The organism is Mesorhizobium sp. M0074 (assembly GCF_040322975.1).
Taxonomy (GTDB): Bacteria; Pseudomonadota; Alphaproteobacteria; order Rhizobiales; family Rhizobiaceae; genus Mesorhizobium.
Map to the genome: position 1 here is coordinate 298,135 of NZ_JAMYUM010000004.1, position 20,403 is coordinate 318,537.

Consider the following 20,403-nt stretch of genomic DNA (forward strand, 5'->3'; position numbering starts at 1 on the left):
ACGATGGTACAACTTTGCAGTATCAAACGAGGCGTTTCGCGAAATGATCCTACAGAACACGCACGTGTCCCTGCGACGAGCCGAAGCAGCGCACCGGCTGCGTGGAACACGCTGACGGGAGGGGCCTGAAAAAGAAGATTATTAGTCGGCTGCCGAGGTCATTATGAATTCAAATGCCGTCAGCTATTTGTACAGTTCTGGCTTACTCATTGCGCCAATAACTGCCTTTCGCCCTTCTGATAGTGATTGCAGACCCGCCTCGGCGGCGATTGCAGCCCGGTATCCGTCCAGCAGCTTGCTCCGGCCGGAATTCCGCTGAGTATTGAATGGATCCAGGCCTGGGCCTGCAGGCGATGGGCATCGGTGAAGCGAGGACGCCAGTCCGCGGGATAGGCCGTTCCTCGCGACAGACCCGAATTGATCTCGGTGCGCAGGGGCGAAGGCAGCGAGACCGTTGCGGTGGAAGCGTAAGCGCCTCGCGGATCGCCTATGGATTTGGGCTTGACGTTTTCCGGAATCGCCAGGGCATGAGTTCCTCGATCTGGGTTTGCGGATGGCCGTTGATGATGGCGTCGAGGGTTTCGGCGAGGTAGGCGACCGGGTTGACGTCGTTGAGCCTGCAGGTGGCCACGATGGAGGCGAGCAGCGCCCAGTTGTCGAACGTAGTGCTGTGCTGCGATTGTCGACAGTGTCCCAGGAGCCTCTTAGGGACTATTGCCTCCAACGATCCGTTGCTTTCCCCACCCCAACTTTCAAAATTGTGGTAAAGTCTCGACGTTGTTATTGGCTTTGAGCGAGCGGTGTGAGGGCGCTGGAGGCTACCATGCACTTCATTAAGCTCCTGGTTGGCTCAGCAATATTGACAGCATCGGGGGCAGCGTTTGCGGCAGAGGAGGTGTCTGTCGAGAGAGGACGGCTGGTTTCCATCATCGGCAGCTGTCACGACTGCCATACTGACGGCTACAGGGAAGCCGAAGGCGCACTCGACCCCACCAAGGCATTGAGAGGGAAAGTAATAGGTTGGCGGGGGCCGTGGGGCACAACCTATGCAAGCAATCTGAGATGGAGCGCGCAAGACCTTAGCGAAGACGGGTATGTAACCTACATCAAGACACTTCGCACATTGCCGCCGATGCCTTGGTACAACGTTCGCGTCATGCCGGAGAGCGACATTCGGTCATTCTATCGATATGTGAAGTCGCTCGGTGATCCCGGCGCCTTCCTCCCGAGAACGGCGAGACCGGGGGAAGAGCCGAGGACGCCCTTCGTCACGCTGGAGCCACCGCAAATGCCGAAACCTTGTTCACGCGACCTGGACTGCGGCGTGGGCGAAGTTTGCTCGGCCGCACCAGTCCGCCAATGCGTTAAGAAGTAGGCACCGTGGGCAGCGGCCCTCTTAAGACAGCCGACCCCAATTACGCGGTAGGGCGAAACCTTAAGTTTCGGAATAGTAGCGAACGCCGCCCTCGGGCCAGACGTCAAGTCAGACCGTCAATGATAAACTTAGGGTGAGCGCCTCGCGGATCGCCTGTGGATTTGGGCTTGACGTTTTCCGGAATTGCCAGGGCATGAGTTCCTCGATCTGGGTCTGCGGATGGCCGTTGATGATGGCATCGAGGGTTTCGGCGAGGTAGGCGACCGGGTTGACGTCGTTGAGCCTGCAGGTGGCGATGGAGGCGAGCAGCGCCCAATTTTCGGCCCCGACTTCGTGACCTGCAAACGGGGCATTTTTTTCTGGTCAGGCATACTGGCCTGATCGCGTTTTCGACCGGGTTGGTGTCGAGTTCCAGGCGGCCATCGTCCAGGAAGCGGGTCAGGCCTTGCCAGTGGCCGAGCCCATAACGGATGTCTTCGGCCAGGCCAGAGCCGGAGGAGATCATCGATAGCTGCTTTTCGAACCATGGTTTCAGGGCAGCGATGATGGGCGGAATGCTCCCGTCGGGCGGCAAGCCGGGCTTGAGGTGATGCGAGCATCCGCGCGTGATCCGCACCCATTACCCCTACGCCGACAATTCCAACGCGTATACTCAAGTTGACCTCCGTATTATTCCAATGCGTTCAGTCAAGCCAGCCGGTTGTCCGGGCTTTTCCGGCCTCGTGCGAGTCGGCGGCCGCCTGGATGAATTTCACCCAGCGCAGCCCGTCGAGCACGTTCGGAAACAAGATCGTGACTGCCTCCGCATGAACGGTTGCACGGTACAACGCGGTACGCGATGCCGTTTCGTGAGACGCTTCTCGCAATGAATCCTGGCCGGCTCCGCGGGCGAAAGCGCGTCAGAGAAGCAGCCGCTGGTCCGTTGTAGGCAAGATGCGGATCATATCCGCAGTAGGATGAACCTGCCGTGCCGGCGTGTCTATCTTCTGAGGCTGACCGGTGCTGGCGGCGCGCTCAATGGCAAGCAGGGCGCGCACGTCGGCAAATCCTTCTCCACCGTCGGCTTCAGGCGGTTGTGCATTCAGGATGCAGTCGGAGAAATACGCGGTCTGTCCGGCGAAATGGTCTGTCTGCGGGAACGTCTTTTCGGTTCTGATGTCGCCATGCCGAAGCTTCATTTGCACGGCAGTCTCGAAACGGAAGCCAGGGTCGGCCGTTACGCTCCCCTTCGTTCCGGCCACGTGGTAAAAATCCGAATTGTCCGCGCCGAAGCTGGCAATGAACTGCGCAAGCCGGCCCTCGGGGAAGCGCAACGTCACGGCAATGCTTTCCTCTACCTCCCCGACTGAGGCGCTGCCGAAACTCCTTACCGCGACTGCCTCGATCGGCTCAGTGGCAAAGATATGGCGCGCGGCATTCAGGCAGTAGACGCCGATGTCCTGCAAGGGACCGCCCCAATAGGCGGCCTTGAGGCGGTGATTGTCGGACGACGCTACGAAGGAGAAGACCGCGGCAAAGATGCGGGGATCGCCGATCTCACCGCTGCGGATGCGCTCCAGGACCTCGACAGTGCCGGGCTCGTTGTGCAGCCGATACGCCGTCATCAGGTACGCTCCGCTCTCATTGGCGGCGGCGATCATCGCCTCGCATTCCGCCTCGGTCGTGGCCAGCGGCTTCTCAACGAGCGCGTGCTTGCCGGCTCTCAGGGCTCGGATCGCATAGTCGGCATGCATGGAGTTCGGCAATGCCACGTAAACTGCATCGGCGACGTCCGATGCGAGCATCTGGTCGTACTGCTCATAGCTGAAGACGTGTTCCACGCCGTAGAATTCGGCGAGCTTGGCGGCGTTTTTGGCCGAGCCGCTGACGATCGCCGTGATTGTCGAGTTTCCGGTCTGGGACACACCGGGCATAAAGGCTTCCTGTGTGATCCAGCCCGCGCCCACCACGGCATATCGTATCTTTCTCAATTGCTCCTCCCGAATGGGATCACTCCCGGCACTCGTCTAAAAATGGTCACGCCGTGGCCAGCGGAGCGTCTCTGAGGCCTGACGGCAGCGGTCGATTTGAGCCAGTCGCTCGATGGGTCTGTTGTCGCCTCTCAGGGGCAAAGGCGGGCAAGAGTCATCCCTCGCCCGCCGCAGAGTTGCGCCCCCCGCCTACTTTCCGATGCAGGTGTCGGCGGTTTCGGGGGTGCAGACGTCGAGACCGGTGTAGGTCGGGTCGGCCGGCGCGGGCTTGCCGTCCTTGATGTCCTTCAGCGCCAGCATGGTCTTGTAGCCCATTTCGAACGGCCGCTGTCCGACCTGGCCGAGCGACAGGCCTTCCTTCATCTGGTCCATCTGCACCGGCAGCGTGTCGGCGACGACCAGAGCCAGCTCCTTCTTGGCGATCTTATCCTTGTACGGCTCGACCGCAGCGCGATTCGCATCCGGTATGAATTGCGGAAAGCCGCCTGTCGGCACGAAGGCGTCGAGGTTTGGCGTCTTCGCCATGAAGTCCTGGAACTGCTGAACCGACAGAGGGAAGTCGTCGTTGGTATAGAGAGGGCAGCCCGGTGCTTCCGTCCAGCCGTTCTGGCCGGTCAGGGCATCACCTGGCGAGGCGGCCGACTCCTTGCCGGCCAGCGTATCGCGTATACCCTTCATGCGCTCATTGTGGTTGGCCGCGGCAGCTCCGCCCGACTGGATACAGATGGTGCCGCCTTTCGGCTTGATGGTCTGCACGATCTTGGCGAGGTTGACGCCAATTTCGTAATTGTGCGTGCCGATATAGGCGACACGCAGGTCCTTGTTCTCCGGTAGCACATCCGAGTCCCAGGTAAGCACGGGAATGCCCGCTTCCTTGGCGGCCTGAAGCGCGACGGCCATTGCCGCGGCGTTCGACGGGGCGACGGCGATGCCGTCGACCTTCTTGGCCACCAGGTCCTGCACGATCTGCACCTGCTCCTCGCCGCCGCCATGCTCGCCGGGGCCGATATACATGCATTCGATCGCGCCGCTGGATTCGGCTTCGGCCTTCTTGCAGCCGTCACGAGCCTGGTCGAAGAAAGGATTGTTCATGTTCTTCGGCACAAGGGCGAAGACGTATTTCTGCTGGGCATAGGCCTGCCCTGCCATCAGCGCGGAAAACGCCACGGCCGCCGTCAGAATGTATTTTTTCACCTGTTCCTCCACTTTGTTTTGACGTCCACTATCCCCGACGGCTTGCGGCCGCCGGATTCTATTTGCGCTTCCAGGTAAACATACCCTCCAGCGTCGCCCGCAGCGACTTGCCCGAGGTCTGCATGCCGAGAAGCACGGCAAGAATGATGAAGGCCCCGACAAAGGCGCCCTGCCAGTTCGAATCGATCCCGGCCATCAGCAGCGCGTTGCGGATGACCTCGAGGAAGGCCGAACCGATCACAGCGCCAAACGCGGTTCCGTAGCCGCCCATCAGGCTGGCCCCCCCGATGACGGTGCCGGCGATCACCCTCAACTCGTAGCCGGTTCCCATCGCGTTGATGGCCGAGCCGCTGTAGCCGAGCAGCAGCAGGGACGCGATCGATGCGGTAAATGCGCAGAAGACATAGGCCTGGAATTTGATCCAGTCGACGGGGACGCCGGTCATCCGCGAGGCGTTCTCGTTGCCGCCGATCGCGAAGAGGTGGCGCGCCCAGGCGGTGAAAATGAAGACGGAGCCGACGATGAGCGCGAGGATCACCATCACCCAGAACTGCGAGGACAGTTCCGGGATCCAATGAGGCACCCAGCCGTCAGGCGTGTGCCTCGGCCATTTGGCCTGGCCGATGGCCTTGACGATCGGCGCATCGGGTCCGAACTGGTAAAGCATCTGGTTGCCGGACAGCACGACCGCCAGCGAGCGCGCGATCGACAGCATGCCTAGCGTCACCACGAAGGACGGCATGCCGATATAGGCCACGAAGAAACCGTTAAAGGCTCCGCAGGCGATGCCTGCGAGCAGACCCGCGCCAAACGCCACATACCAAGGCTGGTGCCAAGTGAGCAGCAGGCCGGCGACGATCGCGACCAGCCCCATCACCGAGCCGACCGACAGATCGATGCCGCCGGTGATCAGCACCACCGTCATGCCCAGCCCCATGATGGCGATAGGTGCAAAATTGCGGGTGGTGTTGGTAACGTTGTCGACCGTGCCGAAGCTGGGCTCCAGCCACGTCATGAAGACCACCAACACGAAAAGCGCGATCGCGACCCAGAAGGCCTGGCTGGCGATCATCTTCTGGAAAACGCTCTGCTCTATTATGCCGACCACATCACCGATGGACGCATGGCCTTCCTTCAGCATGTCGCTCTGGCTATGCATCACGGATCGCTCCCGTAATTAGGCCGGTGATCTCCTCCGGCGATGTCTTCTCCGTCGCCTTGTCGGCCACTTTCGAGCCGCGTCTCAGCACGATGATGCGGTCGCAGACCGCGAACACATCGGGCATGCGGTGGCTGATCAGCATTACCGACACATTTTGCGATTTGAGCCGCCGGATCAGCTCCAGCACCTCGGCTACCTGGCGGACCGAAATCGCCGCGGTCGGCTCATCCATCAGCACGAGCTTGGAGTTGGATAGCCGGGTGCGGGCAATGGCGACCGCCTGCCGCTGGCCGCCTGACATTTTTTTGACCAGATCGCGCGGCCGCGTCTCCGACTTCAGCTCCGCGAACAGTTTTGCCGAGCGGTTGATCATCGCCTGCTTGTCGAGCACGCGGAGCGGCCAAAACCCCTTCTTAATCTCGCGGCCGAGAAAGACATTTTGGGCGGCCGTCAGATTGTCGGCCAAGGCCAGATCTTGATAGACGACCTCGATCCCTTCGCCCCGTGCCTCGATCGGCTTGTGGAAATGGCAAACCTTGCCGTCCACCGCGATTTCGCCGTCGGAGGGTGGGAAGTTCCCCGCAATCAGCTTCACCATGGTCGATTTGCCGGCACCGTTGTCGCCCATCAGGCCAACCACCTCGCCGGCAGCAACCGCGAAGCTAACATCTGACAAGGCGCGGATAGCACCAAAGCTTTTCGAGACGCTTCGTACGTCCAGCACAGACACATTCTCCTCCCTGTGCGACGTCGACTTGAGCACTCAGCCGACGTACCTCTCTCCGGCTGCAATCTATATTGCAAAATGTACAAACATGCAATGTTTATTTCAGACGCATGCGGGGCGGCGACCAACTCTCCCTCGCATCAGTCTGTTCGCAGCCACTTGCTCTCCCGGGCCGAGCCCTGAATTGCCTCCACGAGTTCCTGGATGCGTTGGCCGGCCCGGAAGCCGAAAGACTCGTCTCGCTTCCCGGCGATCGCATCGACGAACCGCGCAATCTCGATAGCCTTCAGATCGTTGAAGCCGAGCTGATGGCCTGATGCGACGCAGAAGAGTCCATAGGGATCGTGATCCGGACCGGCCTCGATGCGCCGAAAGCCACGCCGGCCGCCGGGATCGGCCGTGCTGTAGAAATGCAGCTCGTTGAAGCGCTCCTGGCTGAAGACGAGCGCCCCCTTGGTGCCATAAACCTCGAAATCGTGCTGCATCTTGCGGCCGGTGGCGACCCAGCTCGCTTCGATGCTGCCGGATGCACCATTGGCAAAACGCAGAAATGCGCGACCGATGTCGTCGACCTCGATGGTCCGGCGCCCGCCTCGGCCATCCGGACGGCTCGCTATGACGGTGACGGAATCGCCGAGGACCCGTTCCACCGAGCCAAGCAGAAACTCCGCCGTGGCCAGAGCATGGCTGCCCAGATCCGCCAATGCGCCACCGCCGACAGGATCGTGCCGGAAGGTAAATGGGCTTTCCGCATCCGCCATGTAGTCCTCGGCGTGAATGCCGCGATAGCTGCGGATCTCGCCCAACTCGCCCGCGCGGATCATCTGCCGCGCCAGCGCGAGCAGCGGGTTGCAGAGATAATTGAACCCGACCTGCGTCCTGACGCCGGCCGCTTCCGCCGCCTCGGCCATCCGTCGGGCATCCGCCGCAAGGGGCGCCAGCGGCTTCTCGCAATAGACGTGCTTGCCGGCGGCAATGGCGGCGAGCGCCATCTCCTTGTGGAAGCCGTTCGGCGCCGTGATATCGATCATATCGATCTCCGGGTCCTCGACCAGACGCCTCCAGTCCCCGCTCGCCCGCGCGAACCCCAAGGCCTGCGCCGCCTGCGCGGCGAGGTCCTCGGTTCTGTCCGCAACCGTGTGGAGCACCAGTTCGTAGGGAAGATCGAAGACACGTTGTGCGGCAGCAAAGCCGAACACATGGGTCTTGCCCATGAAGCCGGTGCCGATCAGGCCGATTCTGAGTTGAGGTTTTTCACCGGCCATTCAACTCGGCTCCGTTTACCACCAGCGCTGAGTCGATCCGCCCGGCGAAAAAATCGAGCACGTTCTGCACGGACGAGATTGCCATGCGCTCGCCGCACTCGGCGGTGAGCCCGGCAATGTGCGGCGTCAGAATCACCTGGTCGAAGCCGAAGAGCGGATGGTCCGCGGCGGGTGGTTCATCGTCGAAGACGTCGATACCGGCCGCTGCGATGCGCCCCGCTCGCAGCGCCGCGATCAGCGCCGCCTCGTCGACGATGCCGCCCCGCGCTGTGTTGATGAGAACAGCAGTCGGTTTCATCGCCGAGAGTTCCACGGGGCCGATCACCGGGCGCTCGGCCTTGGGTACGTTGACGGAGATCGCATCGGCCCAGGCGAGTCCCGTTTGCAAATCGCTCACCGGCGCGACCGGCCCCTCCGGCCAGCCTTGCCTCTCAAGGAATGGATCATAGGCACGCACGTCCATGCCGAATGCCGCCGCCATGCGCGCCAGGTGGCGGCCGATCCGGCCGAACCCGAGGATCAGAAGCCGCTTGCCCGAGAGTTCGCTTGGCTCCAGCCGGTTGCGCCAACCCCATTCGTTACCGCGCACCGAACGATCCGCTCGGATCAGCCGCTTGGTTGCCGCCAGCAACAGCATCATGGCGTGCTCGGCCACCGACACCGAGTTCACATCGCCGACTATCGCCAGCGCGATACCACGTTCGTTGAGAGAAGGCAGATCCACAGCGTCGTAGCCGACGCCATGGCGCGAGACGATCTTCAACCTCTCGGCGCGTGCGACGGTCGGAGCCGACAAGGGCTGGGTGCGAATGACGAGGCCATCGGCCTTGCCGATCAGAGGTGCGTAGCTTGGTTCGGAGACATCTTCGACATAGTCGTAGGTGACGCCGGGCGACGCATCGAGAAGTTCGATGCCGCTCGGATGAAGTTTTCCGGCGACCAGAACGTGCGGCATCAATAGCCTCCCTTGCCGGCTTCAAGAGAGGCGGGCTTCGCGCCGGTCAATTCGCGAAAGCGGGCAACACACGCCTGGGCCGCCGCTGCGAGCAGGCGGGAGTCGCCTGACACGGTGGTCATGTCGAAACCCCATTCGATGGCACGTGCGGCGTAGTCGGCCGTGCCGCAATGGAGCGCGGCGCGTTTGCCGTTCCTCTTGCAGGCTGCAACGATCGTCCGCAGAGCGGCGATCATGTCAGGCTCCTCGCGATCGAAGGACGGCGCGAGACGCCCCTGGTGCAGGCTGAAGGTCAGGTCTGCGGGACCGACATAGATGCCGTCGAGCCCTGGCGTTGCGGCGATCGCATCGAGATTGCGCATCGCCTCGGCGGTCTCGACCATGGCGAAAGCCAGGATCTCGTCATTGGCTTCGGCCGCGTAGTTGGCACCTGCCGAGAAGTTGGCACGCGTCGGCCCAAAACTGCGCTGGCCGGCCGGCGGATAGCGCAGGTAGCTGACGAGCTGAGCCGCCTGTTCCGGTGTGTTGATCATGGGACAGATCACGCCATAGGCGCCGGCATCCAGCACCTTCATGATGATGCCCGGCTCCAGCCACGGCACGCGCGCCATGGGCACCACCCTGGATGCACGCATCGCCTGGAACATCGGAAGCAGCATCGAATAGTCGAGCGCGCCGTGCTGGACATCGATGCTCACGCTGTCATAGCCCTGCGCGGCCATGATCTCGGCGGTGAATGGACTGCCGATCGAAAGCCAGCCATTGATCGTGGGCCGCCCTTCGGCCCAGATCTGCTTGAGCTCGTTCTTGATCAAGGCGGCCTCCTCAGAACACAATCTGCGCAAGCTTGGTGTCGAGGTAGTCACCGATACCTTCGCTGCCGCCTTCGCGACCCATTCCGGAATATTTCGTGCCGCCGAACGGCGCTTCCGATGCGGCGAGAGCGAAGCTGTTGATGCCCACCATGCCTGCCTTCAGCTCGGCTACCGTGCGGCGCGCACGCTTCGGGCTCGACGTGAAGGCATAGGCCGACAATCCCATTGGCGAAGCATTCGCCCGCTCCAGCGCCTCCTCATCCGAGGAAAACCGGGTGATCGCCGCGATCGGCCCGAAATTCTCCTCGGCAAAGACCCTCATGTCGTCGGCAACATCGGTCAGGACCGTGGGCTCATGAAAATGGCCGGCATTGAACGCCGCAACCCGATGGCCACCCGCGACGAGCTTCGCACCGGCTTTCATAGCGTCGGACACGATGTCTTCGATCTCGGAAAGCCGGCCGGCATTGATGAGCGGGCCCATCTGCACGGATGGGTCGAGCCCGTCGCCCAGTTTCAACGCTTTGGCGCGTTGCACAAAGCCCTCGACGAAGGCGTCGTGCAGGCTTTCGTGGACGAAGAAACGATCCGGTGTGACGCAGACCTGGCCGGAATTGGCGTATTTGGTCGGCACGGAGACGTTGAGCGCGGCATCCAGATCGGCGTCGTCGAAGACGATCAGGGGCGCGTTGCCGCCAAGCTCCATAGACACCTTCTTCACCGTGTCGGCAGCATCGCGGATCATCTGCTGGCCGACGCGGGTCGAGCCGGTGAGGGACACCTTGCGCACCGCCGGCGAAGCCATGATCGGCGCATAGGTCGTGCTCGTGGGCCCAACGACCAGGCTGACGGTCCCGGCAGGAAGATTGCAGGCGCGGATGCAGTCGACCATCAGCATCGCCGTCCCGGGCGTCTGACTTGACGGCCGGACGATGGTCGAGCAGCCAGCGCCAAGCGCCGGCGCCACCTTGCGGGCGACCAGTGCCGCCGGAAAGTTCCAGGCGGTGAAGGCGGCTGCGATCCCGACAGGCTCGTGCAGAACTTCGAAACGACCGCCGGGCACGCGCGATTCGATGACGCGCCCATAGATCCGGCGGGCCTCCTCGGCGTACCAGCGGAACTGATCGACCGCCAGCCCCCATTCGCGCTCGGACTGGGCAATAGGTTTGCCGGTCTCGCTGGAGATCATCCGCGCGGCTTCGTCCTTGCGGCGGATCATCTCGTCCGCGATAGCATGCAGGGCGGACGCGCGCTCAAAACCACCCTTGGATTTCCATGCGGGAAACCCACGGGCGGCGCTAACCAGCGCCTCTTCCGTGTCCGCGCGGGTGGCGACCGGAGCCTCGCCCAGCGGCTTTTCCGTCACCGGGCTCGTCACCGGCGCCGTCCCGCCGTCGGATGCCTTGCGCCACTTCCCGTCGATGAACAGTCCGTAGTTCGCGTACATGGCTTATCCGATCTCGCTGACCTTCACGAAGCGGCCTTCGACCGCCGATTTCATCGCCGCTTCGGCCAAGACCAGAGCGCGGCGCCCGTCCTCGAAACCGACCAGCGGCGGCTCGGCCTTCTCGACGCAGGTGACGAAGGCGTCGATCTCGGCATCGAACGCTTCGCGGTATCGCTCGATGAAGAAGTCGAGATAAGGCGCGGCGGCTTCGGTTTGCGCGACCGAGTAGCGGCGCAGTTCGTGAGGCTTCCTGTTGCCGCTGATCACCATGCCGGTGCTGCCCAGCAACTCGACGCGCTGGTCGTAGCCATAAGTGGAGGTTCGGGAGTTGTTGATGTGGCACTGCTTGCCGCTTTTGGTCCGCATCACGACCATGACGCTGTCGTAGTCGTTCAGCTCCGCCATCATGGCCGGGTCGATCAGCCGGCCACCGATGGCGAACACCTCCTCCGGCTCCTCTCCCAGCATGAAGCGGGCGAGGTCGAAATCGTGGATCGTCATGTCGCGAAAAAGCCCGCCCGCGACCTCGTAGTAGGAACGGGGCGGCATGCCAGGATCACGCGAGGTGATAATAACCTGGTGCAATTCGCCGATCTCGCCGGATCGTACGGCGTTCCACGCCGCACGATGACCGGGATCGAAACGCCGGTTGAAACCGATCTGGACCGGCACGCCCTTGGACAAAATTGCTTCGGCGCAACGGTTCACCCTTTCCAGGCTGAGATCGATCGGCTTCTCGCAGAGCACGGGTTTGCCAGCGGCCACCGCCTTTTCGATGTAGTCGGCATGCGTGTCAGTCACCGTCGCGACAAGGACCGCATCTACATCTGCCGAGGCAAATACCTCGTCCGCGGATCCCGAAGCGCGAACGCCGTGCCGCGCCGCGACAGTCTCCGCGGACGATTCGTCGATGTCATAGACGGTGGCTAGTTCCGCACGAGGATGTGCGGCGATGTTTGCCGCATGCATCCTGCCAATCCGACCGCAGCCGAGCACAGCTATCCTGAGCAAGAAGTCCTCCCGGTTTGAATTTTTGCAATGATCGTTGCAAACATATTGATTTGTCAATGGGCATTCCATATAGATTTGGAAAGACCGTCGTTAGGGAGGAGACAAAGATGACCAGGGCCACCGTCCGTCTGACCATGGCACAGGCGCTCGTGCGCTATCTGTGCAACCAGTTCACGGTCGTCGACGGCGAGAAAGTTCCGCTTTTTCCGGGAGTCTTCGCCATCTTCGGGCACGGCAACGTGACGTGCCTTTCTGAAGCACTCGAGGCGGTGAAGCACGTGCTGCCGACCTGGCGCGGCCAGAATGAGCAGTCGATGGCGCTTGCAGCGATCGGCTTTGCAAAGGCGAAGCGCCGGCGCCAGATCATGGTTGCGGCGACCTCGATCGGTCCGGGTGCGCTGAACATGGTGACGGCGGCGGGTGTCGCCCATTCGAACCGGCTGCCGGTGCTGATGCTCTCAGGCGACACCTTCGTCAGTCGCCGGCCCGATCCGGTCATGCAGCAGGTCGAGCACTTCGGCGACCCGACCATCAACGTCAATGACGCCTTTAAGGCGGTCACGCGCTACTGGGACCGCATCGTCCATCCCGAGCAGATCATCTCGTCGTTGCCGCAGGCGGTTGCGGTGCTGCTTGATCCGGCCGATTGCGGGCCTGCCTTCATCGCTTTGCCGCAGGATGTGCAGGAGATCGCCTGGGATTATCCCGAAGCCTTCTTCGAACAGACGGTGAATGAGGTGCCACGCCCCCGGCCCGATCGCAGCCGGCTCGCCGAAGCGACGCGCCTCCTCAAAGGCGCAAAGCGGCCGCTGATCATCTCGGGTGGTGGCGTGCGTTATTCGGGTGCCGAGAAGGTTCTTGGCGATTTCGCCAAAAGGCATGGGATCCCGCTCGCGGAGACGATTGCCGGCAAAGGCACGGTTACGCACGACCACCCCGCGCATGTCGGACCGATCGGCATCGTCGGCTCAACCTCCGCCAACGCGCTGGCGGCGGAAGCCGACGTGATCATCGCCGTCGGCACACGGCTCATGGACTTCACCACCGGATCCTGGAGCGCCTTCTCGGCCGACGCAAAGTTCGTCTCGATCAATGCCGCACGCTGGGATGCCACCAAGCACCGGGCGCTCGCCGTCGTCGGCGACGCGCTGGAGACGGTGAGCGAACTCGAAGGTGCCCTCGGCGACTGGAAAGCGGAGAGGGCCTGGACAGACAAGGGTCGCATCGAGTTCGCCAAGTGGAACACGATGCTTGACGGCTTCCAGAAGCCGACCAACGAGCCGGTCCCGACCTATGCGCAGGTCGTAGGCGTGGTGAACGCCAAGGCGGGCGAGCGTGACCTGCTGATCACCGCGGCCGGCGGACTGCCCGGCGAGGTGATGAAGAACTGGCGGGTGAAGGAACCCAACACTTTCGACTGCGAGTTCGGCTTCTCCTGCATGGGTTATGAAATCTCTGCCGGCTGGGGCGCGGCCATGGCCGACCCTACCCGCACGCCGATCGTCATGATCGGCGACGGCACCTACATGATGATGAACTCCGACATATATTCGTCGGTGCTCGCCGGCCACAAGATGATTCTCGTGGTATGCGACAATGGCGGCTATGCGGTGATCAATCGGCTGCAGAACGCCAAGGGCGGCGCCTCCTTCAATAACCTTATCAAGGACTGCCGGGTCAAGGAGCCGTTCTCGGTCGACTTCGCCAAGCACGCGGAAGCCATGGGCGCGCTGGCGCGGCGTGTCGAAAGCCTTGCCGATCTCGGCCAAGCGATCGAATGGGCGAAGACCACCGACCGAACCACCGTCATTACCATCGTCTCCGACGCCTTCAGCTGGACGCCCGGGGATGCATGGTGGGACGTCGGCGTGCCCGAGATCAGCGGGCGCCAGCAGGTCCGCGACGCGCATGCCGCGCAAACCGAAGGTCGCAAGAAGCAGCGCGTGGGTGTCTGAACCGTTCGGGCGCGCGGGGGCGTCCCCTGCCGGAACGATGCAAAACTCCCTGAGCATTGTTCCGGCAGTTTTTTGTCGCTGCGCAGGCAGCCAGCAGCATTCGAAAATCATGATTGGAGATGACGATGAGAGCCAAGCTTGGCATCGCGCCGATCGCCTGGTGGAACGACGACCTTCCCGAACTGAGCGACGACGTCTCGCTGGAGGAGTGCCTGCGGCAGGCCCGTCAGGCCGGCTTCACCGGCATGGAGACTGGCCGCCGCTTCCCGATGGACGCGGCGGTGCTTGAGCCCATCCTGAGGCAGCATGCCATGAGCGTCTGTGGCGGCTGGTTCTCCGGCCGCTTGCTGGTCGGCAATATCGATGAAGAGAAGGACCGCATCGCCGCGCAGATGGAGTTGTTCAAGGCGACCAACGCGCCCTGCATCGTCTATGGCGAGACGGGTCGCACCATTCAGGGCGACCGCGGAACGCCGCTGGCTATGCGCCCGCGTCTCGACGACGATCAGATCAAGGCCTACGGCCGTAAGCTCACCACTTTCGGCGAATGGTGCGCGGGTCAGGGCATGCCGATTTGCTACCACCACCACATGGCCGCGCCGATCGAAAGCGAACAGGACGTCGATCTGCTGATGAAGCATTCCGGCGAGGGTCTGCCCCTGCTCTACGATGCCGGCCATATGGCCTTTGCCGGCGGCGACGTGCTGCGGGTGGTGGACAAGCACCACGCCCGGATTTCGCATGTACACACCAAGGACATCCGCCAAGCGGTCGTGGACGGGCTCGACCGCAGCCGGGAAAGTTTTCTCGACGCAGTGGTAAAGGGGGCCTTCACCGTACCCGGTGACGGCTCGCTCGACTTCGAGGCGATCGTGAAGCGGCTGGCCTCCTACGGTTACGAAGGCTGGTTCGTCGTTGAAGCCGAGCAGGATCCCGTCAAAAGTCCGCCACTCGAAATGGCGAAGATCGGGCATAAGGAATTGCGGCGCGTCATGGCCGCGGCTGGCTACACTGTGGAGAGCTGAAGTATGAATCGCATGGATGGAAAGGTCTGCGTTGTCACGGGTTCAACGCAGGGGTTGGGAGCGGCCATTGCGCGCCGGCTGGCGGAAGCCGGCGCTGCCGGTCTTGTCACTCTCGGCCGCAACGAGGCGAAGGGCCGTGCCGCGGCCGAGGCGATCACGCACGACACCGGCGTGCCTGTCCACTTTGTCAAGGCCGATCTCGGCAAAGTCGAGGATTGCCGAAGCGTGATGGCGGAGGCCGAGCGCGTTTATGGCAAGATACATGTGCTGGTGAACGCCGGTGCCCGCACGGACCGTGGCACCATCCTCGATACCTCGCCCGAACTTTTCGACGCCCTGTTCGCCGTCAACGTGCGCGGACCCTACTTCCTGATGCAGGAGGCCATCCGCCGCATGATCCGCGACGGCATTGAAGGCGCCATCTGCAACATCGGCTCGATCTCGGAACATGCCGGCCAGCCTTTCATCAACGTTTACTGTGCCACTAAGGCGGCGCTGGCGACGCTGACCCGCAACACGGCGTTTTCCGTCATGAAGAACCGCATCCGCGTCAACCAGCTGGATGTCGGCTGGATGGCGTCTGATAACGAGCGAGAATTGCAGGCGAGTGAGACGGGCGATCCCAATTGGGAAGCGAAAGCCGTTGCGAACCTGCCCTTCGGCCGGCTGGTCGATCCGGCCGAGGCCGCCCGCACCGTCAACTTCCTCGTTTCGGACGATGCCGGGCTCATGACAGGTGCGGTGGTGGATTACGACCAGACAGTCCTCGGTGCCGCATCCGGCCCCATGGCCGTGCCTGAAAAGGCGATGGCGCTCTCGCCTTCCGACACTGATTGAGAATCGACGGCCGGCGGTCCGAAAATGCTACAATGAGGCCAGGTTTCGCGGTTCGCAGTCCCTACCGCTCGGTAACCGTTGGAATGCGGGGATCGACTGCGTTGTTCTGAAGCCTGGCCGCCAAGGCCACGGTCAAAGCCTGCGCAAGACACATAGGAGCTGCCAGCGAGCGCGAGAAAGTGTATTCGTGCTCCGGTACGGCGAACAGAACGCGCGCGCTCTTGGCCAATGGAGACAGCGTGCTGTCCGAGATCGCCACGATGGGTACACCTCTCCCCACGGCTTCTTCCACAACATTGACGACCTCGTTCGCATAGAAGCGGAACGACACCGCAAACAGCAGGTCCGTCTTCCGCATCGCGCGGGCCATATGCGTGGCCAGTCCGCCGCCCGGATCCAGGAGCACGCAGCGCTTACCTAGCATGGTCAGTATATAGCGAAGGAGTTCGACGACCGGTGCCGAGCGAAGTTGTCCCATCAGATAGATGACGTCGGCCTTCTCGAGCAGGCTAACGGCTTCTGCCAGATCCTCGGGTTGAAGATCGGTGAGCATCTCTTTCAGGGACGCGATGTCACGGACGACCAGGTCGTGCATCAATCCCATCTCGCTGCGATCTGTCCGCTCCCCCAGTTCCTTCTCCAACGCCTTGACGCGGGCTTCGAAGCCGGGAGCCGCGGTGGACAATCGTTTCTGGAAGAGGCTCTGCAGGTCCTTGAACCCTTCATACCCCAATGCTTGGGCAAATCGGACGAAGCTGGACGCGTGAACGCCGCTGCCTTCCCCGATCGAGTTCACCGATCGCACCGCGACGTCATTCGGATTTTGGGTGAGGTACAACGCAATCTTCTGGTACGACTTGCTCATCCCATCATACCGGTCGTGTATCACGCGGATGAGATCCTCATAGTCCTTGGGAGCCTCGACCTTCTCGTCCACGATGCACATCCTTGCAATTTTTGTTGCATGATGGCTTCTTTGAAGGTTTTTGACCAGCAGAGAGTTGTCAACTCTGTTATCGGGTCTGTTATCGGGTCTGTTATCGGGCCACAAGTTGTGTGCGCACCGCGCGTCCGCGCACCAAGAGGGCTGCGACAGCTCCGTGCGAAGGAGAAGCGTCAGAGGAGCAGCGGTTTCGGACAGGCGTAGGAATAGAAGGCCGGAAAGTCGACCGCTCCACCGCCCGACCAAAAGGCTTCGCGGCGGCGAAGATCTTTGCCGACGCCGCCCACTACGACTTGGAGAATTCCTGCTGCCGTATGCGATCCGCAGAGTTACCGATCCGGAACCAAGCCTCATGGTCGTCCTGGAGAGCACATATCGCGCCGCCGCAGACCTCGCGGACTGGGATTCAGCCGGTCTCGAATGTGCATTCGGGCAACCTCTGCGACCACGGGCTCCGTAAGTGCCCTGTCGCGCCGACGTTCGCAACGGCAAGTCCGTCCTACGACCCTGAAAACATCATCGGCTGCGCTTCAGCGGTACTGCATTTGGTACTGCATCGCCAACTTAAACCCCCTTAAGCTTTGATTTTTATTAGCTTTTCCGGACAGTCCGTCCAGTCCATCATTGAAATCGACATGGATGTCCTGGCCGCGTCGCCGATTTCTCGCCATAGCTTCCATTCGAGCGATCGAACCGCTGCAAACGTTGCCATTCTCCGGAGATTAGCCAAGATCCGATTATGCCGCCTTCCGATTTGTGGCGCGATAGATGCCATAGCCGATCTTGATGAGCAGGCCCTCGTCACACATCCGGGCCAGATAGCAGCCGGAATTCCGATGTCCGTGAGATCGCGTGTTCGCACACTTGTCGCTCCCATGCGAGTGCGATCGCCCGTTTTTCTTGAGTGACGGTTTCGGCCCACCGGCCAAGAGGACGCGCTCCGCGCGCTCGCGGTCACGCTTGCGGATCTTGATGGTAGGCTGTGGCGTAGATTTGTAGATTGGAAAGGGATCGGCAGCTCATGCTTCGCAGTTTCGCTCAGCCCGGGGCCAAAGCCTTTTCTACGCTAAGGCGCGATTTTGCACACCAGCGTGCGACTTCTCTCTGTCCCTCGATCCGCTTCGCTTCCACTTGAATGGTTGTAGCAGCCTAGTCCGGTTTCGATACGCCCGCGTTCATCTCTTGGCGGAAACTGCTCCTGCTCATGTAAAGATAGGCGCCGTAGAGCAGCATCCCAATCGCCGCAACAGGCTCTTCAAAGAGCCGAACCATTTGGTCAGCAAAACTCTCTCGTCAGTCATCGCTCAATGCCCCCACAGCGCCACCGTAATGAGCTCACCGCGCATAGCCTTCATTCACGGTTTGCTATTCGCAGCGTTGTGGCGGCTCAACCGGCTCGAAGACGCGCTCCAAACGGTATACGAGCGCTATGAATTCAAGCCTGCTCTCGTCGACAACATATTCCGGCGCTCGTACGTGAACCGGGTGCTCGAAAGGAACCAGCAGTACGGCTACAGCGACGCTCGGGCTTGTATTCGATGCCCCGTTTTCGCGTCCGATGCCCGTTGTGATCGACGAATGTGAAATCGTAGCGTTTCGTGGCCTTCAGGTGATGCTTCCTAGTGGGGACCATGAAGTGCGTGGAAATCGGGACCGTCGCCTTTGGCGGGATGACAGGTTCGCCATCGTGCGCCCTCGGCCCATCCACAATGAGATCGCCCTTGACACGTGGTCGGTCGATTTCCACCCCCACCATACGCAGAGGACGGTCGCTGTTGTTAGTCAGCCACCAATCGTTTTGCAGTTGAAGGAGGAATGTACCATCCGACTGTCTCGCCAGATGCCACCTGTTCTCTTTCGGTCGTTCGGTGATAGTCGGGCGCGACGCCCAGCTCTTCACGACGTCGGGTACGAAGGGCCTTCCTACCCGTTCAATGAACTGCACGATCGCGGCAGTAGCCGACGAAGACTTGGGAATTGCTTCGTCTTCGTTATCTTGCGACATCTGAATGTCCTACCGCCAACGCCACCACGGCACAATATACAAGACGGCGAGCATTGCGTAAGCGATTTGAAGCAGGGTCATCGAGGTCGCTCCGTTGGACGATGACCTAGCCATTTATCGAAGATTTTTTGTCATGGGTGACAAATCCTTTGTCACGCACGACAAATCTTTTTCCGAAATCCGGAAAGATCGCGCTGCGGTTCAGTGCCCTCCCATACCGAAGAACGCGATGGGGTAGCCAACGAAGGCAATGAACGCGCCCGCGGCGAGGCAGAGATAAGCGATCTGGAGAAGTGTCATAAGCGGCATCCTTTGTTGCTGCTTACTCTATAGCGCTCCGCAAACCGTGTTGCGTTTTATGGTGACACGCTCCTGTCATTCGACGGCAAGCGCAAACACAGGCGCGCAGTACGTGCGGCAACTGAACGGCGAATACGAGAAACACTACGCGCCAATTTCATTGACGCTAGACAGGCCAATACGACGCGTACGAACAAACACTAGCCGATGGCGCTAGCCGCACTAGCGAACGAACACTGCATTGTCCGCAATGACGAACTCAATGCGTCGAACGACGCTAAGCACCGCGAACTGTCATATGGTTAGCGCAGACACTTGATTGACCAATTAGGCCAATTGGCGATTGACAGTGCATTTGATAAATGCGCCGAACCAACGGCAATTAGCAATGCTAACGTTGACATCGCCCTGATGCAGCACCTTGGATTTGATCGCTTCGCAATCGCCGGGCACGATCGGGGAAGCCACACCGCCTTTCGGACTGCTATGGATCATCCCTCCGCGGTGACACATCTCATCGTGCTCGATGGCGTTCCTATCCTCGAAGCGCTTGAACGATGTGATACACGCTTTGCAACCGCGTGGTGGCATTGGTTCTTCTTCGCCCAGCAAGAGAAGCCGGAGCGCGCTATCAATGCCGATCCCGATGCTTGGCATGGTGGCTCCGCCGAACAGATGGGCCCAGAGGCCTATGCCGATTACAGCGCGGCCGTTCACGATCCGCGGGTCATTCACGGAATGATAGAAGATTATAGGGCAGGTATCACGATAGACCGTCTGCACGACGCGGAAGACCGAGAGGCGGGCCGCCGTATTGAATGATGGTTCTGTGGTCGCTGCGTGATGACCTTGAGCAGCTTTACGGCGATGTTCTCGAAGTTTGGCGACCGTGGACGGCGGCGAGACAGCAGGGGAAGGCCCTGGACTGTGGTCACCACATGGCTGAGGAAGCACCGGATGCGCTCGCGGCCGAAATCCTGCGATTCTTGGGACCCTGCTAGGCTCTGCCTGCCGTGGCACGTATCGAAGCATTGACGCCCGGCAAGCCATGTTGTCCGCTTCGCCCGCAATGCGGACCCAATGTGAGGGCTTCGGAACTTCGACTTTGGGTCAAATGCCGAATTTGGTCCGCTGTAACATAGCTCCGACTTCCTTGCGCGCCGAGCACGAAATACCACCGATCCTGCCGACATCATGGCACACCTCGAGTAAAGCCTTCGTCTCGAGCCCCTCGCCCCGATTTTGTTCGCGCGATAGAAGCGGCGGTTGGCGATTAAGCAGCATGGAATCGCCGAATTCATGCGCGCGGTAGCGGTAGGCGGCAAAGGCTGTGGAGGCCTTGGCGAGCAGAGCATCGTCGGCAAAGGCGCGCAGGAGCTCGAAATGGCTTTCGCCGGGCTGGTGGACGCCTGTGAGA

Annotated in this window: 16 protein-coding genes and 2 pseudogenes; 5 read left to right on the forward strand and 13 right to left on the reverse strand. The window is 61.3% G+C overall.

Annotated elements, in window-relative coordinates; translation table 11 throughout:
• Positions 1-487 precede the first annotated feature (487 nt).
• The 11 genes and pseudogenes from NKJ73_RS34215 to iolG all read right to left on the reverse strand — a co-directional run bounded on the left by NKJ73_RS34215 (position 488) and on the right by iolG (position 11,921).
• Positions 488-829 (reverse strand): transposase domain-containing protein, encoded by a 342-nt coding sequence (locus NKJ73_RS34215; protein ID WP_502894573.1) that lies wholly within the window; start codon positions 827-829, stop codon positions 488-490.
• A 654-nt stretch (positions 830-1,483) separates the two neighbouring features.
• Positions 1,484-1,962: pseudogene (locus NKJ73_RS08325) on the reverse strand (IS66 family transposase); the annotation flags it as partial.
• Positions 1,963-2,274: 312 nt separating this feature from the next.
• Positions 2,275-3,324 (reverse strand): Gfo/Idh/MocA family protein, encoded by a 1,050-nt coding sequence (locus NKJ73_RS08330; RefSeq protein ID WP_352449985.1) that lies wholly within the window; start codon positions 3,322-3,324, stop codon positions 2,275-2,277.
• A 210-nt stretch (positions 3,325-3,534) separates the two neighbouring features.
• Positions 3,535-4,539 carry a substrate-binding domain-containing protein gene (locus NKJ73_RS08335; protein WP_023676588.1) on the reverse strand — a complete coding sequence of 335 codons (1,005 nt, stop codon included), beginning with the start codon at positions 4,537-4,539 and terminating at the stop codon, positions 3,535-3,537.
• A gap of 58 nt (positions 4,540-4,597) precedes the next feature.
• Positions 4,598-5,698 carry an ABC transporter permease gene (locus NKJ73_RS08340; RefSeq protein WP_156937342.1) on the reverse strand — a complete coding sequence of 367 codons (1,101 nt, stop codon included), beginning with the start codon at positions 5,696-5,698 and terminating at the stop codon, positions 4,598-4,600.
• Complete coding sequence (locus NKJ73_RS08345) at positions 5,691-6,431, reverse strand: ATP-binding cassette domain-containing protein (RefSeq protein WP_352449986.1); 741 nt, start codon at positions 6,429-6,431, stop codon at positions 5,691-5,693. Before NKJ73_RS08345 ends, NKJ73_RS08340 begins: the two co-directional genes overlap by 8 nt.
• A 137-nt stretch (positions 6,432-6,568) precedes the next feature.
• On the reverse strand, positions 6,569-7,693 hold the full coding sequence (locus NKJ73_RS08350) for a Gfo/Idh/MocA family protein (protein ID WP_352568985.1): 1,125 nt from the start codon (positions 7,691-7,693) through the stop codon (positions 6,569-6,571).
• Positions 7,683-8,648: a hydroxyacid dehydrogenase gene (locus tag NKJ73_RS08355; RefSeq protein WP_352568986.1), complete on the reverse strand. Its 966-nt coding sequence runs from the start codon at positions 8,646-8,648 to the stop codon at positions 7,683-7,685. The genes NKJ73_RS08350 and NKJ73_RS08355 overlap by 11 nt, the downstream gene beginning before the upstream one ends.
• Entirely contained in the window at positions 8,648-9,463 is an 816-nt protein-coding gene (locus NKJ73_RS08360) for an HpcH/HpaI aldolase family protein (RefSeq protein WP_023676593.1), read from the reverse strand. Before NKJ73_RS08360 ends, NKJ73_RS08355 begins: the two co-directional genes overlap by 1 nt.
• Before the next feature lie 10 nt (positions 9,464-9,473).
• Positions 9,474-10,910 (reverse strand): NAD-dependent succinate-semialdehyde dehydrogenase, encoded by a 1,437-nt coding sequence (locus NKJ73_RS08365; protein WP_352568987.1) that lies wholly within the window; start codon positions 10,908-10,910, stop codon positions 9,474-9,476.
• A gap of 3 nt (positions 10,911-10,913) precedes the next feature.
• A complete protein-coding gene (iolG, locus tag NKJ73_RS08370; RefSeq protein ID WP_352568988.1) occupies positions 10,914-11,921 on the reverse strand; it encodes an inositol 2-dehydrogenase in 1,008 nt (335 codons plus the stop codon).
• Between the two features lie 107 nt (positions 11,922-12,028).
• On the opposite strand from iolG, the gene iolD reads away from it, so the two are divergent.
• The 3 genes from iolD to NKJ73_RS08385 all read left to right on the forward strand — a co-directional run bounded on the left by iolD (position 12,029) and on the right by NKJ73_RS08385 (position 15,738).
• A complete protein-coding gene (gene iolD, locus NKJ73_RS08375; RefSeq protein WP_352568989.1) occupies positions 12,029-13,876 on the forward strand; it encodes a 3D-(3,5/4)-trihydroxycyclohexane-1,2-dione acylhydrolase (decyclizing) in 1,848 nt (615 codons plus the stop codon).
• A 125-nt stretch (positions 13,877-14,001) separates the two neighbouring features.
• Positions 14,002-14,901 carry a myo-inosose-2 dehydratase gene (gene iolE, locus NKJ73_RS08380; RefSeq protein ID WP_352568990.1) on the forward strand — a complete coding sequence of 300 codons (900 nt, stop codon included), beginning with the start codon at positions 14,002-14,004 and terminating at the stop codon, positions 14,899-14,901.
• A 3-nt stretch (positions 14,902-14,904) separates the two neighbouring features.
• A complete protein-coding gene (locus tag NKJ73_RS08385; protein ID WP_023676598.1) occupies positions 14,905-15,738 on the forward strand; it encodes an SDR family oxidoreductase in 834 nt (277 codons plus the stop codon).
• 61 nt (positions 15,739-15,799) lie between these two features.
• Here the strand turns inward: NKJ73_RS08385 and NKJ73_RS08390 are convergent, their stop codons facing one another.
• Positions 15,800-16,675, reverse strand: a complete 876-nt coding sequence (locus NKJ73_RS08390; RefSeq protein WP_245274693.1) for a MurR/RpiR family transcriptional regulator — start codon at positions 16,673-16,675, stop codon at positions 15,800-15,802.
• Between the two features lie 358 nt (positions 16,676-17,033).
• On the opposite strand from NKJ73_RS08390, the gene NKJ73_RS08395 reads away from it, so the two are divergent.
• The gene (locus NKJ73_RS08395; RefSeq protein WP_245274694.1) at positions 17,034-17,141 is read left to right on the forward strand and encodes a hypothetical protein; all 108 of its coding nucleotides are present in this window, start codon (positions 17,034-17,036) and stop codon (positions 17,139-17,141) included.
• 2,160 nt (positions 17,142-19,301) lie between these two features.
• Positions 19,302-19,808 carry an alpha/beta fold hydrolase gene (locus NKJ73_RS08400; RefSeq protein ID WP_352568991.1) on the forward strand — a complete coding sequence of 169 codons (507 nt, stop codon included), beginning with the start codon at positions 19,302-19,304 and terminating at the stop codon, positions 19,806-19,808.
• A gap of 288 nt (positions 19,809-20,096) precedes the next feature.
• Here the strand turns inward: NKJ73_RS08400 and NKJ73_RS08405 are convergent.
• Positions 20,097-20,403, reverse strand: a pseudogene (locus NKJ73_RS08405) (hypothetical protein); the annotation flags it as partial.